The following is a 14,891-nucleotide window of genomic DNA, read 5'->3' as shown; positions in this document are numbered from 1 at the left end:
GCGTGAAGGATTGTCGGACCCCGGGCATAGACTTGGCGCGCGATGAAAGCTTCCCCGGAAAACACCCAGCCTCTGTTTGCCGTGCCCGCCGTGCAGCCGCAGGCGCCCCGGCGGCCGGCGCCCCGGCGCGCCGATCCCGAAGCGCTGCTCAGCGGTCTCAACGGGCCCCAGCGCGACGCCGTCACCCATGCCGGCTCGCCGCTGCTGATCGTGGCGGGCGCGGGCTCCGGCAAGACCCGGGTGCTGACCCATCGCATCGCCTATCTGCTGGCCCAGCGCGACGTGCACCCCGGCGAGATCATCGCGATCACCTTCACCAACAAGGCCGCCGGCGAGATGAAGGAGCGCGTCGCCGAGCTGGTCGGCCCGCGCGCCCGGCTGATGTGGGTGTCGACCTTCCACTCGGCCTGCGTCCGCATCCTGCGCGCCGAGCACGAGCACGCCGGGCTCAAGAGCACCTTCTCGATCTACGACGCGGACGACTCGCGGCGGCTCATGCAGATGGTGGCCCGCGAGCTCGACCTCGACCCCAAGCGCTACACCGCGCGCGGCCTCGCGGCCCAGGTCTCCAACCTGAAAAATGAGCTGGTCGACCCGGCCGACTACAAGGAGCAGGCGAAAGGGCCCAACGAGCGGGCCGTCGCCGAGGCCTACGAGCTCTATCAGCGCCGGCTGCTCGAGGCGCACGCGCTCGACTTCGACGACATCATCATGGCGACGGTGCACCTCTTCCAGTCGCACCCGCACGTCGCCGAGGCCTACCGGCGCCGCTTCCGCCACGTGCTCGTCGACGAATACCAGGACACCAACCACGCCCAATACACGCTCGTACGCGAGCTGGTCGGCACCGACCCGGAGGCGGAGGTGCCCCCGGCCGAGCTCTGCGTGGTCGGCGACGCGGACCAGTCGATCTATGCCTTCCGGGGCGCGACCATCCGCAACATCCTCGAGTTCGAGCGCGACTATCCGGACGCGCGCACGATCCTGCTCGAGCAGAATTATCGCTCCACCCAGACGATCCTGACCGCGGCCAACGCCGTGATCGACCGCAACACCTCCCGCAAGCCCAAGCGGCTCTGGAGCGACCAGGGCGCGGGCGAGCAGATCGTCGGCTACGTCGCGGACACGGAGCACGCCGAGGCCGACTGGGTCGCCCGCGAGATCGACCGCCTGACCGACAACCATGACGTACGCCCGGGTGACGTCGCCGTGTTCTACCGCACCAACGCGCAGTCCCGCGTCTTCGAGGAAGTGTTCATCCGCGTCGGCCTGCCCTACAAGGTCGTCGGTGGCGTCCGGTTCTACGAGCGCAAGGAGGTCCGCGACGCGCTGGGCTACCTGCGCGCCGTGGTCAACGACGACGACACCGTCGGCATCCGCCGCGTCCTCAACACGCCCAAGCGCGGCATCGGCGACCGCGCCGAGGCGTGCATCGAGGCGCTGTCGTCCCGCGACCGCGTCTCCTTCGGCCAAGCCCTGCGCCGCGCCAAGGACGCCCCCGGCATCTCCACCCGCGCGGTCAACAGCATCGGCGACTTCGTGCAGCTCCTCGACGACCTGCGCGACCTGGCCGCGACCGCCCCGCCCGAGGAGGTGCTGGAGGCTGTCCTGCAGCGCTCCGGCCTGCTCTCCGAGCTGGAGGAGAGCCTCGACCCCCAGGACCAGGGCCGCGTGGAAAACCTGCGCGAGCTCGTGAGCGTCGCCCGCGAGTACACCGAGCGCGTCGAGGGGCAGGCTGCGGAGGACGACCCCGAGGCGCCGGCCGCGACCCTGGCCGGCTTCCTCGAGCAGGTCGCCCTCGTCGCCGACGCCGACCAGATCCCCAGCGACGACCCCGACCACCAGGGCGTCGTCACCCTCATGACGCTGCACACGGCGAAGGGCCTGGAGTTCCCGGTCGTCTTCCTGACCGGGCTCGAGGACGGCGTCTTCCCGCACATGCGCGCCCTCGGCGACAACACCGAGCTGGAGGAGGAGCGCCGCCTGGCCTACGTGGGCATTACCCGCGCCCGCCAGCGCCTCTATCTGTCCCGGGCGGTGACGCGGTCGGCGTGGGGCCAGCCGCAGTACAACCCGCCGTCCCGCTTCACCGACGAGCTGCCCACCGAGCTGATCCGCTGGGAACGGACGGCCGGCTCCTACACGTCCTGGTCCGGCTCCGGCGGTGGCGTCGGCGGCCGGGGCGGCGACCGTGACTGGGGCCGGGGCGGCGGCTTCGCGGGCGGCACCCCCAAGGCCCAGCGCCTGGCCGAGCGGCTCGGCGTCGACGCCAGCAAGCTCACGACCGCCAGCGAGATGAAGCAGGCCCCGAAGGTGTCCGCCGGCGACCGGGTCAACCATCAGCGCTACGGCCTCGGCCGCGTCGTGACGGTCGAGGGACAGGGGCCGGGGGCCCGCGCCCAGATCGACTTCGGCGACCAGGTGATGTGGCTCGTCCTCCGGCACGCTCCGATCGAAAAGCTGTAGCCGGTCAGCTCGCGGCGGGCGTCGTGCAGCCGGGGACGTCGATGCCGTGGTCGTGCAGCCAGGCGGTGGGCTCGATCGGGTTCTTGTAGGCGCCCTGGTGCACCTCGAAGTGCAGGTGCGGCCCGGTCGAGTGCCCGGTGGAGCCCTCCTCGCCCAGCTTGTCGCCCGCCGCCACGTGCTGGCCGGCCTGCGCGGTGATGGCGGACATGTGGGCGTAGTGCGTGAGGTACCCGTTGCCGTGGTCCACGAGCACCGCGTTGCCGTAGCCGTTCTCCACGCCCGCCGACACGACGACGCCCGCTCCCACCGAGACGATCGGCGTGCCGGACGCGGCGGCGAGGTCGACGCCGGCGTGCAGGCGGCCCCAGCGCTCGCCGAAGCAGGAGGTCACGCTGCCGGCGGGCATCGGGTTGACCCATTCGGGGAGCGGGCGCTCCTTGCGCCGCTGGGGCACGAAGTCGTCGCCGAGCTCGATCCCGCCGACCGGCACCACACCGGCGACCCCGTTGACCGGCGCGATGTCGGCGCCGACGATCCCGCCGGCTGCGGAGACAGAGCCGGCTGCGGAGACAGAGCCGGCCGCGGAGACAGAGCCGGCCAGGGCGCTGCTGGAGGAGCTGCCGGGCGTGGCGGGGGCGGCTGCGGCGAGGGCGGCGGTGAGGAAGGGGTCGGCCGTGGCGCTGGTCAGGGGCGTGGTCTCGACGCGGGGAGCGGCTCCGGCGGGGGAGCCGTGGCCGTCGGGGGCCGAGACGCCGGCCACGCCGATGCCGGCCACGACGGCGGCGGCCACGGCATAGCGGCCCTTGTCGGCGAGGGGTTCGCGGGGGGCTCGGTGGCTGTGCAGTGCGACGGTTCTGCGGTGGCGGCCGCCGCCGGCCGCGTGCCGGGGAACTCGGTGCTGCACGATGACGCGGCCCTCCAGGCTCGATGACGGTCCGACATCTTGCTTGTCGGCACGCGGAGACTGGATCTTGAGCCGGAGCGCCACACTGCTACCGCCGCGGTTGCCGCTCGGTAGCGGCGCCGGGCGGCAGAAAGCGAGGAGCAGCGTCGGCGCGGGGAAGGGCGAGTCGGAGAGCGGCGACCGACCCCGGAGGGTCAAGGTGGGGCGGGAAAGCGGCCGACGCCGGAAAAGGCGGGAGGAGACCGGGGAAGTGCGGCCCGGCTCAGGAAGCCGCCAGCGCCCCGTACACGCTTTCGATCTTGAGCTTGATGTCGACGCCGTGCTGGCGGAGGAACGGCACCGGGTCGATCGGCTTGTCGTCGACGTAGACGCCGACGTGGAGGTGCGTGCCGTAGGAGTAGCCCGTGTTGCCGACCTGGCCGAGGACCTGACCGGCCTTGACCTTGTCGCCGACGTTGACCGAGACGCGGCGGGAGTGCGCGTAGATGATCTGGGTGTGCTCGTCGACCTGGACGGTCACGCTGTAGCCGAAGCCGCCGTTGTAACCGGACTGGATCACGGTGCCGGCGTGGATGGCCTTGTAGGGCGTGCCCTCGGCGGCGGCGAGGTCGATGCCGGCGTGCAGCTTGCCGAAGCGGAAGCCGAACGGGGAGGTGAAGTCGTAGTCGTCGAGCGGCAGCAGCCAGGCTTCCTGCTCGATCTCCTCCTCGCTGAGCGAGGCGACCTCGGGGCTGCGGTCCTGGCTGCGGGTGGCGCGGTCGCCACCGTCGGCGTCGCGGTCGGCCAGGGCGTCCTGGGTGGTGACCGACGCTTCCTCGAGGTTGTGCAGCACCTGCGGGCTGACGGCCTTGGCGTCCGGGAAGTGACCCGAGCCGAGCGCCACGGCCCCGGCGCCCAGGAATGCCGCGGCGCCGACGACGGCATAGCGGCTCCGGGGCGGGGTGGGGACCCGGCGACGGCCGCGATAGCGGTCGGGCTCAGACGACAAGCGCTGACGCACGAACAACCCTCCGTCGGTGACAAAGAACGGCGGGCCACCGGGGGGATTGCTGCTGAACGGTGGTTTGCCGCGCCGCCCGTCCGGCATGAATCCGGTTGACGGCCGGGAGCCACGGTAACCAAACGCAACGCCAGTCACAAGTCGCAGCGCCAATTCCCTGACAGTTCCCTCTGGGTATTCGCGGGGCATTGTCCGAGTTGGTTAGCTTTTCGGAGGAGGTGCAGTGATACCTCTCCGTAACTGCGTATCAAACGCAAAGTCATGTGACGTGGAATACGCTAAACGGTGCTTGCGCAAGATCGCCAGAGCGGTATGGCGCGTACCCCTGGTACGAGATCAAGGCTTCCGGGGTTCAACGTGGCCGGTTACCGTTCGTTCAGGTGCTCGCGCGCGGGAGCGCACGGCAGTCCGGGTAAGAAGCGCCGAAGGGGTCGCAGGATGCAGGGACGGATCAGGGTCGTGGTGGCCAAGCCGGGGCTCGACGGGCACGACCGCGGGGCGAAAGTGGTGGCCCGCGCGCTGCGGGACGCCGGCATGGAGGTCGTCTACACCGGCCTGCACCAGACGCCGGAGCAGATCGTGGAGACCGCGCTGCAGGAGGACGCCGACGCCATCGGCCTGTCCGTGCTCTCCGGGGCGCACATGACGCTCTTCCGCCGGCTGCTCGAGCTGCTGGCCGAGCGGGACGCGTCCGACATCGTCGTCTTCGGCGGCGGCATCATCCCGGCCGACGACATCGCCGAGCTGGAAAAGCTGGGTGTGGCCCGCATCTTCACGCCGGGTGCGACAACGGCCAGCATCATTGACTGGGTCCGCGCGAACGTCGCGACCCCCGTCGCCTGACGTAAAAAGAGCCCGGCAATACCGGGGAATTGCTTTCAGTGACCGTCGTCACTACCGCGCGCGATTGTGCGTACGGTAAATGGGTCTGCACTGAAAGTCAGAAAGTGGAGACAAGGGGAGAGGCCGGACGCACCCCTCACACGTCCGGCCCCTCATGCACGATGCCCCGCCGCCACCCCTCGACCGACAGGGCATCGGCCGCTCCAGCGCCGCGCTCAGCGCGGCGACATCACACTCAACGACGCCCGGACGGGGCGGTTACGCGCCGCCGCCGAAAACTTGGACACCCGGGACGTCTTGTGCAAGACAGCACAGCTTCCACCCGTGCGGGCACGCGTGCCGCCGGTGTGGCTAGGCTGCGAAACGAGGCCGGAAGGCCCGCCTTTTCTCTCACGCTGGCGGCGACGCAACGAGGCGCCGCGCACACAGGTCGGGACGCAGGTACGCGGCTTGCCGGGGCAAGCGTCGCGAGCGAAAGGAGACACGTGGACCTGTTCGAGTATCAGGGGCGCGACCTGTTCGAACGGCACGGCCTGCCCGTGCTGGGCGGCGGTGTCGCCGAGACCCCGCAGGAGGCCCGGGCCATCGCCGAGCGGCTCGGCGGCAAGGTTGTCGTCAAGGCGCAGGTGAAGGTCGGCGGCCGGGGCAAGGCCGGCGGCGTCAAGCTGGCCGACGGGGCCGACGAGGCGGAGGCGCGCGCCACCGACATCCTCGGCATGGACATCAAGGGCCACACGGTCCACAAGGTGATGCTGGCCGAGACGGCGGACATCAAGGACGAGTACTACTTCTCCTACCTCCTCGACCGGGCCAACCGCACCTTCCTGTGCATCGCCAGCGTCGCGGGCGGCATGGAGATCGAGACGGTCGCCGAGGAGCAGCCGGACAAGGTGGCCAAGATCGCGATCGACGCGGTCGAGGGCGTGACCGGGGCCAAGGCGCGGGAGATCGTCGCCGCGGCGCAGTTCCCGGCCGAGGTCGCCGAGCAGATCACCGACATCGCCGTGAAGCTCTGGCAGGCGTTCGTCGCCGAGGACGCGACGCTGGTCGAGGTCAACCCGCTGGCCAAGGTCGGCGACGGCCGGGTGCTGCTCCTCGACGCGAAGATCACGCTCGACGAGAACGCCGCCTTCCGGCACCCCGACCACGAGGCGCTGGTGGACCAGTCCGCCGTCGACCCGCTGGAGCAGGCGGCCAAGGCCAAGAACCTCAACTACGTCAAGCTCGACGGCGAGGTCGGCATCATCGGCAACGGCGCGGGCCTGGTCATGTCGACGCTCGACGTGGTCGCCTACGCGGGCGAGGGGCACGGCGGGGTCAAGCCGGCCAACTTCCTCGACATCGGCGGCGGCGCCAGCGCGCAGGTCATGGCCAACGGCCTCGAGGTCGTGCTGAGCGACCCGGCCGTGAAGTCGGTCTTCGTGAACGTCTTCGGCGGCATCACCGCGTGCGACGAGGTCGCCAACGGCATCATCCAGGCGCTGGCGCTGCTGGGCGAGCGCGGCGAGGCGGTCACCAAGCCGCTCGTGGTGCGGCTCGACGGCAACAACGCCGAGGCCGGCCGGGCGATCCTGGACGAGGCGAAGAACCCGCTGGTCGAGCGGGTGGACACGATGGACGGTGCGGCCGAGCGCGCCGCCGAGCTCGCGGCTGCGGGGAAGTGACGACATGGCAATCTGGCTCACCAAGGACTCCAAGGTCATCGTCCAGGGCATGACCGGCTCGGAGGGCTCCAAGCACACCCGCCGGATGCTCGCCGCGGGCACCAACGTCGTGGGCGGCGTCAACCCGCGCAAGGCGGGCACGAGCGTCGACTTCGACGGCACCTCGCTGCCGGTGTTCGCGAGCGTCGGCGAGGCCATGAAGGAGACCGGCGCCGACGTGTCGGTCATCTTCGTGCCGCCGGCGTTCACCAAGGCGGCCGTGCTCGAGGCCGTCGACGCCGAGATCCCGCTGGCCGTGGTGATCACCGAGGGCGTGCCGGTGCAGGACTCCGCGGCGTTCTGGGCGCACAACATCGCCCAGGGGCAGAAGACGCGGATCATCGGCCCGAACTGCCCGGGCATCGCGTCGCCCGGCGCCTCCAACGCCGGCATCATCCCGGCCGACATCACGCCGGCCGGCCGCATCGGCCTGGTCAGCAAGAGCGGCACGCTGACCTACCAGCTGATGTACGAGCTGCGCGACTTCGGCTTCTCCACCTGCGTCGGCATCGGTGGTGACCCGATCATCGGCACCACGCACATCGACGCGCTCAAGGCCTTCCAGGAGGACCCGGAGACCGACGCGATCGTCATGATCGGCGAGATCGGCGGCGACGCCGAGGAGCGGGCGGCCGAGTTCATCAAGGCCAACGTGACCAAGCCGGTCGTCGGCTACATCGCCGGCTTCACGGCCCCGCCCGGCAAGACGATGGGCCACGCCGGCGCCATCATCTCCGGCTCGGCCGGCACGGCGGACGCGAAGAAGGAGGCCCTCGAGGCCGCGGGCGTCAAGGTGGGCAAGACCCCCAGCGAGACCGCCCGTCTGATGCGCGAGGTCATGAGCTGATCCGGTACGGCCAGCAGGCGCGCCGCCGCACGGACCGGCCAGGTCCGCGTGGCGGCGCGCCTTTTTCCGTGACGCGGTCGTTTCTGCGTCGCCGCAGGCCGCCCGGCGTGCAAAAGTAGGCGGCGATGCCGATCACACCGGACCGTCCCGACGGTCGATCCGCCGGCTCGGAGGACCCCCTGGAGGCCGCCGAGGCCACGGACGACGCTGCCCACCCCAAGGCCCGCCGGCCGTCCCGCGAGACGGGCTGGGGTTACAACCCCACGGACGAGGATTTCGACCTCGTCCGCGAGACGGTGCCGGTCGCCACGCGCCCCGCAACACCCCGCGACCAGGACGCGGCGTCTCACGATCAAGATGCGACACCCCACGATCAAGACCAGCCGACGGTACGCGTGGAGCCCGCCGATCGCCGCGCGGAAAGAGACCGCGAGACCGTCCGTCTGCCCCGGCAACGCAAGCCCGCCGACTCCCGCAAGCGCCCGCCGCTGCTCGTGGCCGCCGCCTTCGCGACGATGTGGGCGGCTCTCCTGTCGTACCTCCCGGTCGCTCTGGTGATCGGCCTGGCCCGCACCCTCGAGGGGCAGGGCGGCCTGCTCCCCGCGTTGCACGCCGGACTGGCCGGATGGCTGCTCGGGCACGGCGTCCCGGTCTGGACGTCGATCGGCCCGCTCGGGCTGGCGCCGTTGCTGCTGACCCTGCTCGCCGGCTGGCGGCTCAACCGCGCCGGGCTGCACGTCACCCGGGCCGTGGGCGCGCGGCGCAGCGGCTCGCCGGGGCGGGCGCTGACGGTCGCGCTGGCGGTCGGGGTCTCGTACGGTCTGCTGGGCCTGCTCGCGGCGGTCGTGGTCGACGGCCGGGGCACCGACGTCTGGCCGCCCCGCGCGGGCCTGAACCTGCTCGTGGCGGGCTTCGTCTTCGCGCTGCTCGGCTCGTTGCGCGGCACGGACGCCCTCGTGGTCGTCGCGCGCCGCTTGCCGCCGCCGGTGCGCCACGGGGTGCGTACGGGCGTGGTGGCGGTGTTGTTGATCCTCGCGGCCGGGGCCGCCTTCGCGGGGTTGTCGGTCGCGATGGGCGGCGGGGACGCGGCGGACATGATCGCCGCCTATCGCACCGGGGTCGCGGGGCAGGCGGGTATCACCCTGCTCAGCCTCGCGTACGGCGCGAACGCCACCGTGTGGGCCGCCGCCTACCTGCTCGGGCCGGGCTTCGCGCTCGGGGTGGACTCGGACGTGCGGCTGACCGAGCTGAGCGTCGACAAACTGCCCACCCTGCCCCTGCTGGCGGGCCTGCCGACCGGCCCGATGGGCGCGAGCGGCGCGCTGCTGCTGGCCGTGCCGGTGCTGGCGGCGATGGCGGCGGGCTGGCTGCTGAGCCGGCGCCTGATGGGCGTGCACCACGTCGTGGAGAGCCACCTGACGACCGGCCGCCAGCCGGTGCGCTCGGGCGACCCGATGCCGCAGGAGCCGGCGTGGTCGCTGGTGCTGGGCTCGGCGGTGCTGGCCGGACCGGTCGCGGGCCTGATGTTCGGGGCGTTGTCGTGGCTGTCGAGCGGCCCGCTGGGCGACGGCCGGATGGCGCGGATCGGACCCGTCCCGTGGCAGGTGGCCCTGGTCGCCGCCGCGGTGGTCGGCGTGTGCGCCTGCATCGGCGCGGCGGCAGCGCGGGCCTTCCGGGCGCCCGTCCCCAAATAGCACCGCGGGCGCCCCGACCGGAGTCGGAACGCCCGCGGGGTGGAGCAGCGTCAGTTGTTCGACGTGAAGTTCGAGTAGCTGCCCGTCGCGGCCAGGACGATGTTCAGGATCAGCGACAGGGCCGCGATGCCGAAGCCGACGTAGGCCAGGGTGGGCTGCTTGCCGACCTTCTTGGCCTCGAGCAGGCTCAGCACGGAGAAGACCACGCCGAGCGGCAGGCAGCAGAAGGCGAACACGATGCCGAGCACACCCCAGAGGGTGGTCTTGTCGTTGCTCGCAGCGGTGGGCGGCGGGCCGTAGGGGGGTGGCGTCACAACGTCCTCCAGGGAAAAGTCCGCGCATGGCGGTTTTTATGGCGATATCGGGCTCGCGTGGGCCATCGCGCGAGCGGACCAGTAGCGTAATGGATCACCACCTGATCGCGCTGCCCGCAAAAAGGCCCGGACCTGGGTGGCGATAGGGTGCTCGGGTGATTGACCCCGCGCCCGCCCGCCTGGTCGTCCTCGTCTCCGGCTCCGGCAGCAACCTGCAGGCCCTCCTCGACGCCGCCGCGGACCCCGCGTACGGCGCGAAGGTCGTCGCTGTCGGCGCGGACCGGGACGGCATCGCCGGCCTCGATCGTGCCGCCGCCGCCGGCGTGCCGACGTTCGTCGACTCCGTCAAGGCCTACGAGTCCCGCGACGACTGGGACGCCGCCCTCACCGAGCACGTCGCCGCGCACGAGCCCGACCTCGTGATCTCCGCCGGCTTCCTCAAGCTCGTGGGCAAGCGGTTCCTGACCGCGTTCGGCGACCGCTACATCAACACCCACAACGCGCTGCTGCCGGCCTTCCCGGGCATGCACGGCCCGCGCGACGCGCTCGCCTACGGCGTGAAGCTCGCCGGGGCGACCCTCTTCTTCGTCGACGCCGGCGTCGACACCGGACCCATCATCGCCCAGGTCAGCGTGCCCGTGCTCGACGGTGACACGGAGGAGACGCTGACCGAGCGGATCAAGGAAGCCGAGCGGGCGCAGCTCGTCGACCACGTGGGCCGGCTGGTCCGCGAGGGCTGGACCATCACGGACAGGAAGGTCACCATTCCATGAGCACGGACGACGGCCGCCGGCTGATCAAGCGGGCACTGCTGAGCGTGTACGACAAGACGGGGCTGGTCGAGCTCGCGCAGGCCCTGCACGCCGCGGGCGTCCAGATCGTCTCCACCGGCTCGACCGCGTCGACGATCGAGAAGTCCGGCGTGCCCGTGACCAAGGTCGAGGAGCTGACCGGCTTCCCGGAGACCCTCGACGGCCGCGTGAAGACGTTGCACCCCAAGGTGCACGCGGGCCTGCTCGCCGACCTGCGCCTGGACACGCACGAGGCGCAGCTGACCGAGCTCGGCATCGAGCCGTTCGACCTGCTGGTGAGCAACCTCTACCCGTTCACGCAGACGGTGGCGTCGGGCGCGAGCGTGGACGAGTGCGTCGAGCAGATCGACATCGGTGGCCCCGCGATGGTCCGCGCCGCGGCGAAGAACCACCCGTCGGTTGCGGTTGTCACGTCGCCCGGTGCGTACCCGGCGCTGGTCGAGGCCCTGCAGCAGGGGGGCTTCACGCTGGCCCAGCGCAAGGTGCTCGCCGCCCGCGCGTTCGCCGACATCGCCGAGTACGACGTGGCCGTCGCCAACTGGACGGCCACGGTGCTCGTGGGCGAGGAGACGCCGGAGTTCACGGGACTCGCGCTCAAGCGGGAAAGCACCCTGCGTTACGGCGAGAACCCGCACCAGCAGGCGGCGCTCTACACGGACCCGAACGCCCCCGCCGGGCTCGCGCAGGCAGAGCAGCTGCACGGCAAGGAGATGTCGTACAACAACTACGTCGACGCGGACGCCGCGTGGCGCAGTGCCAACGACTTCACCGAGCCCTGTGTCGCGATCATCAAGCACGCCAACCCGTGCGGCATCGCGATCGGCGCCGACGTGGCGGAGGCGCACCGCAAGGCGCACGCCTGCGACCCGGTGTCGGCCTTCGGCGGCGTCATCGCGGTCAACCAGGAGGTGACCGCGGAGCTGGCGAAGCAGCTCGACGGCATCTTCACCGAGGTCATCGTCGCGCCGTCGTTCGCACCGGACGCGCTGGCGATCTTCCGGGAGAAGAAGAACCTGCGGGTGCTGGTCGCCCCGGCCTGGAACCCGCCCGCCGAGGAGATCAAGCAGGTCGGCGGGGGCGTGCTGGTGCAGTCGGCCGACCGCATCGACGCCGAGGGCGACGACCCCGCCCACTGGACGCTGGCGACCGGGCCGGCCGCCGCGCCGGACGAGCTGCGTGACCTCGCCTTCGCGTGGCGGGCCATCCGCTCGGTCAAGAGCAACGCGATCCTGCTGGCCAGCGACGGCGCGACCGTCGGCGTCGGCATGGGCCAGGTCAACCGGGTCGACTCGGCGCACCTCGCGGTGAACCGGGCCGGCGAGGAGCGGGCCAAGGGCAGCGTGGCGGCCTCCGACGCGTTCTTCCCCTTCCCGGACGGGCTCGAGGTGCTGATCGCCGCGGGCGTCAAGGCCGTGGTCCAGCCGGGCGGCTCGATCCGGGACAACCTGGTGATCGAAGCGGCCGAGAAGGCGGGCATGACCGTCTACCTGACCGGCACGCGCCACTTTTACCACTGATCTCCACCCTGCTTGGTTAACGACGGTTAACCGGCTGATACGGTCGCGAAAAATCGTCCTTCCGTCTGGGAGTGAGAGCATGGGCAAGAAGGTCACCGTCGTAGGTGCCGGCTTCTACGGGTCCACGACCGCACAGCGTCTCGCCGAGTACGACGTCTTCGACACCGTGGTGCTCACGGACATCATCGAGGGCAAGCCCGAGGGCCTCGCGCTCGACCTCAACCAGTCCCGCCCGGTCGAGGGCTTCGAGACCAAGATCGTCGGCGCCACGACCGGCCCCAACGGCGAGGGCTACGAGGCCATCGAGGGCTCCGACGTGGTCGTCATCACCGCCGGCCTGCCGCGCAAGCCGGGCATGAGCCGGATGGACCTGCTGGGCGTCAACGCCAAGATCGTCCGGCAGGTCGCCGAGAACGTCGCCAAGTACGCCCCGAACGCCGTCGTCATCGTCGTGTCGAACCCGCTCGACGAGATGACCGCGCTCGCCCAGCTCGCCACGCAGTTCCCGAAGAACAGGGTGCTCGGCCAGGCCGGCATGCTCGACTCGGCGCGCTTCACCAACTTCGTCGCCGAGGAGCTCGCCGTTCCGGTCGGCTCGGTCAAGACGCTGACGCTGGGCTCGCACGGCGACACCATGGTCCCGGTCCCGTCGCGGTCCACGGTGAACGGCAAGCCGCTGAGCGACCTGCTGCCGGCCGACAAGATCGAGGAGCTGGTCGTGCGGACGCGCAACGGCGGCGCCGAGGTCGTGGCCCTGCTCAAGACCGGCTCGGCCTACTACGCCCCGTCCGCCGCGGCGGCGCGCATGGCCAAGGCCGTCGCCGAGGACTCGGGCGCGGTCATGCCGGTCTGCGCGTGGGTCGACGGCGAGTACGGCATCTCCGGCGTCTACCTGGGCGTCGAGGCCGAGATCGGCGCCACCGGCGTGAAGAAGGTCGTCGAGACCGACCTCACCGAGTCGGAGCTCGCCGGTCTCAAGGAGGCCGCCGAGGCCGTCCGCGCCAAGCAGGCCGACGTCGCCGATCTGTAACATGGCCTCGCCTGCGGCTCGGCGGGCACTGCGCCCCTGAAGACGATGACGAGGACACCGATTTCCGGCCGAGAATAGCGCTCGTCCAGAAATCGGCGCCCTCGTCATCGCCGGGCGCAGCGCGACATGGTCAGCGGAGCGGGAACGCGTTCTCGTCGTCGTGCACCTCGAAGCGCGGACCCTCCCAGCGGCGCGCGGCGAGCGTGGCCGGCTCCTGCGTCACTTCCGCGATGCCCGGCCGCCCCGCCTCGACCACGAACTTCGCGGCCGTACGGACCGAAGCCGACTGCGCCCACACGGTGTCGACGATCCGGAGGCTGCTCGTCATCGCCGACCGCGTGACGTCGCACACCACGTACCCCCGCTGGTTGTCGATGTAGCGCCAGTGCGGGGACTCCGCCATGATCGGGTCGTAGGCGGCGTGGAAGGCGGCCACGTCCGGGTTGCCGCCGGACGTGATGGACGTACCCGTGATCTCCGCACCCACCACCGGCGCCGAGGGATCGTCGAAATCGGGCCGCAGGTCCGCCACCCACGTGCAGTGCCGGTCCCCGGTGAGCACGACCGGGTTGGCCACCCGCCCGGACCCGAAGCGCTCCAGCAGCCGCCGCCGCTGCGCCCGGTAGCCGTCCCAGTTGTCGAAGTCGAAGGACTGCGCCGGCCCGGCCTGCCGGTCGTTCTGCGCCCACATGACCTGGTTGGCCAGCAGGTTCCACCGCGTCTCCGAGGTCTCCAGCCCTCGCACCAGCCACCGCTCCTGCTCGGGCCCGGTCATCGTGAGCGCCGGATCCTGGGCGGCCGCCAGGGTGGCGGGTTGGTCGCTGCGGTACTGCCGGGTGTCCACGACGTGCAGCCCAGCCAGCGACCCGAAGCGCAGCCGCCGGTAGACCTGCATGTCGAGCCCGCGCGGCAACGACGACCGCCGCAGCGGCATGTGCTCGTAGTAGGCCTGGAACGCGGCGACGCGCCGGGCCCGGAACGCCTCGGGCGTCTGCAGGTCCGGGTCCTGCGGAATCTCGTCCGCCCAGTTGTTGTCGATCTCGTGGTCGTCGAAGGTCACGACCCACGGGAACGCGGCGTGCGCGGCCTGCAGATCCGGGTCGGTCTTGTAGCGCGCGTGCCGGTTCCGGTACTCCGCCAGGCTGTACGGCTCCCCGGTGCCCTCGTGCTGCCGGGCGGCGCCGGGGTTGGCCGCGCTCTCATAGATGTAGTCGCCGAGGAACGCGACGAAGGCCAGGTCCTCCCGGGTCAGGTGCTGATAGGCGGTGTAGAAGCCGGCCTGGTAGTCCTGGCAGCTGGCGAACGCGAACCGCAGGTGGCCCGGCCGGGCCCTTTCCGCGGGCGCCGTGCGCGTACGGCCGACCGGGGACTGCTGACCTCCGGCGCGGAACCGGTAGTGATAGACGGCATCCGGGCGCAGGCCGCGCACGTCGACATGGACCGAGTGGGCGAAGGCCGGGACCGCGGTGACGACCCCGTGGCGGCGGTTGCGGCGGAAATGCTCGTCCTCCGCGATCTCCCACTCCACGGGCACCGGCCGGTCCGGCATGCTCCCACCGGCCGGGGCGAGCCGCGTCCACAGCACCACCCCGTCGGGCAGCGGATCACCGGACGCGACGCCGAGCGAAAACGCTCCGGCGGGAAGTGAATTCCCGCGCACGAGCAGCGGACCCGCGGCAACAGCCGCGGCCCCGGAGACGAACAAGCGACGACTGATCGGCATGTTCAAAGACATGCATCAATGCGACTCGCCCGGGGTTA

At 71.3% G+C, this 14,891-nt stretch carries 12 protein-coding genes; 8 read left to right on the top strand and 4 right to left on the bottom strand.

Translation table 11 applies throughout. The features are described 5' to 3' along the window. Positions 1–42: 42 nt before the first annotated feature. Complete coding sequence (gene pcrA / locus RAN62_RS38335; RefSeq protein WP_305789785.1) at positions 43–2,466, top strand: DNA helicase PcrA; 2,424 nt, start codon at positions 43–45, stop codon at positions 2,464–2,466. A gap of 4 nt (positions 2,467–2,470) precedes the next feature. Here pcrA and RAN62_RS38330 read toward each other — a convergent pair whose 3' ends face one another. Together RAN62_RS38330 and RAN62_RS38325 are read right to left on the bottom strand one after the other, a co-directional pair. Then, a complete protein-coding gene (locus RAN62_RS38330; protein WP_305789784.1) occupies positions 2,471–3,370 on the bottom strand; it encodes a M23 family metallopeptidase in 900 nt (299 codons plus the stop codon). Positions 3,371–3,632: 262 nt separating this feature from the next. Then, complete coding sequence (locus tag RAN62_RS38325; protein WP_305789783.1) at positions 3,633–4,370, bottom strand: M23 family metallopeptidase; 738 nt, start codon at positions 4,368–4,370, stop codon at positions 3,633–3,635. A gap of 438 nt (positions 4,371–4,808) precedes the next feature. On the opposite strand from RAN62_RS38325, the gene icmB reads away from it, so the two are divergent. From icmB to RAN62_RS38305, 4 genes are all read left to right on the top strand, one after another. Then, on the top strand, positions 4,809–5,213 hold the full coding sequence (icmB, locus tag RAN62_RS38320) for a coenzyme B12-dependent isobutyryl CoA mutase small subunit (RefSeq protein ID WP_305789782.1): 405 nt from the start codon (positions 4,809–4,811) through the stop codon (positions 5,211–5,213). Between the two features lie 485 nt (positions 5,214–5,698). Further along, complete coding sequence (sucC, locus tag RAN62_RS38315) at positions 5,699–6,877, top strand: ADP-forming succinate--CoA ligase subunit beta (protein ID WP_369077244.1); 1,179 nt, start codon at positions 5,699–5,701, stop codon at positions 6,875–6,877. A gap of 4 nt (positions 6,878–6,881) precedes the next feature. Then, the gene (gene sucD, locus RAN62_RS38310; protein ID WP_305789781.1) at positions 6,882–7,763 is read left to right on the top strand and encodes a succinate--CoA ligase subunit alpha; all 882 of its coding nucleotides are present in this window, start codon (positions 6,882–6,884) and stop codon (positions 7,761–7,763) included. 125 nt (positions 7,764–7,888) lie between these two features. Next, a complete protein-coding gene (locus RAN62_RS38305; protein WP_305789780.1) occupies positions 7,889–9,457 on the top strand; it encodes a cell division protein PerM in 1,569 nt (522 codons plus the stop codon). A gap of 50 nt (positions 9,458–9,507) precedes the next feature. Here RAN62_RS38305 and RAN62_RS38300 read toward each other — a convergent pair whose 3' ends face one another. Continuing rightward, the gene (locus RAN62_RS38300; protein WP_305789779.1) at positions 9,508–9,771 is read right to left on the bottom strand and encodes a DUF4190 domain-containing protein; all 264 of its coding nucleotides are present in this window, start codon (positions 9,769–9,771) and stop codon (positions 9,508–9,510) included. 155 nt (positions 9,772–9,926) lie between these two features. On the opposite strand from RAN62_RS38300, the gene purN reads away from it, so the two are divergent. The 3 genes from purN to mdh all read left to right on the top strand — a co-directional run bounded on the left by purN (position 9,927) and on the right by mdh (position 13,130). Beyond that, a complete protein-coding gene (gene purN, locus RAN62_RS38295; RefSeq protein ID WP_305789778.1) occupies positions 9,927–10,544 on the top strand; it encodes a phosphoribosylglycinamide formyltransferase in 618 nt (205 codons plus the stop codon). Further along, positions 10,541–12,100, top strand: a complete 1,560-nt coding sequence (purH, locus tag RAN62_RS38290; RefSeq protein WP_305789777.1) for a bifunctional phosphoribosylaminoimidazolecarboxamide formyltransferase/IMP cyclohydrolase — start codon at positions 10,541–10,543, stop codon at positions 12,098–12,100. The genes purN and purH overlap by 4 nt, the downstream gene beginning before the upstream one ends. 79 nt (positions 12,101–12,179) lie before the next feature. Beyond that, complete coding sequence (gene mdh / locus RAN62_RS38285) at positions 12,180–13,130, top strand: malate dehydrogenase (RefSeq protein ID WP_305789776.1); 951 nt, start codon at positions 12,180–12,182, stop codon at positions 13,128–13,130. Between the two features lie 130 nt (positions 13,131–13,260). Here the strand turns inward: mdh and RAN62_RS38280 are convergent, their stop codons facing one another. Beyond that, positions 13,261–14,853, bottom strand: a complete 1,593-nt coding sequence (locus tag RAN62_RS38280; RefSeq protein WP_305789775.1) for an alkaline phosphatase D family protein — start codon at positions 14,851–14,853, stop codon at positions 13,261–13,263. Positions 14,854–14,891 lie beyond the last annotated feature (38 nt).

Source organism: Symbioplanes lichenis, assembly GCF_030709675.1.
In the GTDB taxonomy this organism is placed as follows: Bacteria; Actinomycetota; Actinomycetes; order Mycobacteriales; family Micromonosporaceae; genus Actinoplanes; species Actinoplanes lichenis.
This window is presented reverse-complemented; position numbering and strand designations above follow the sequence as displayed.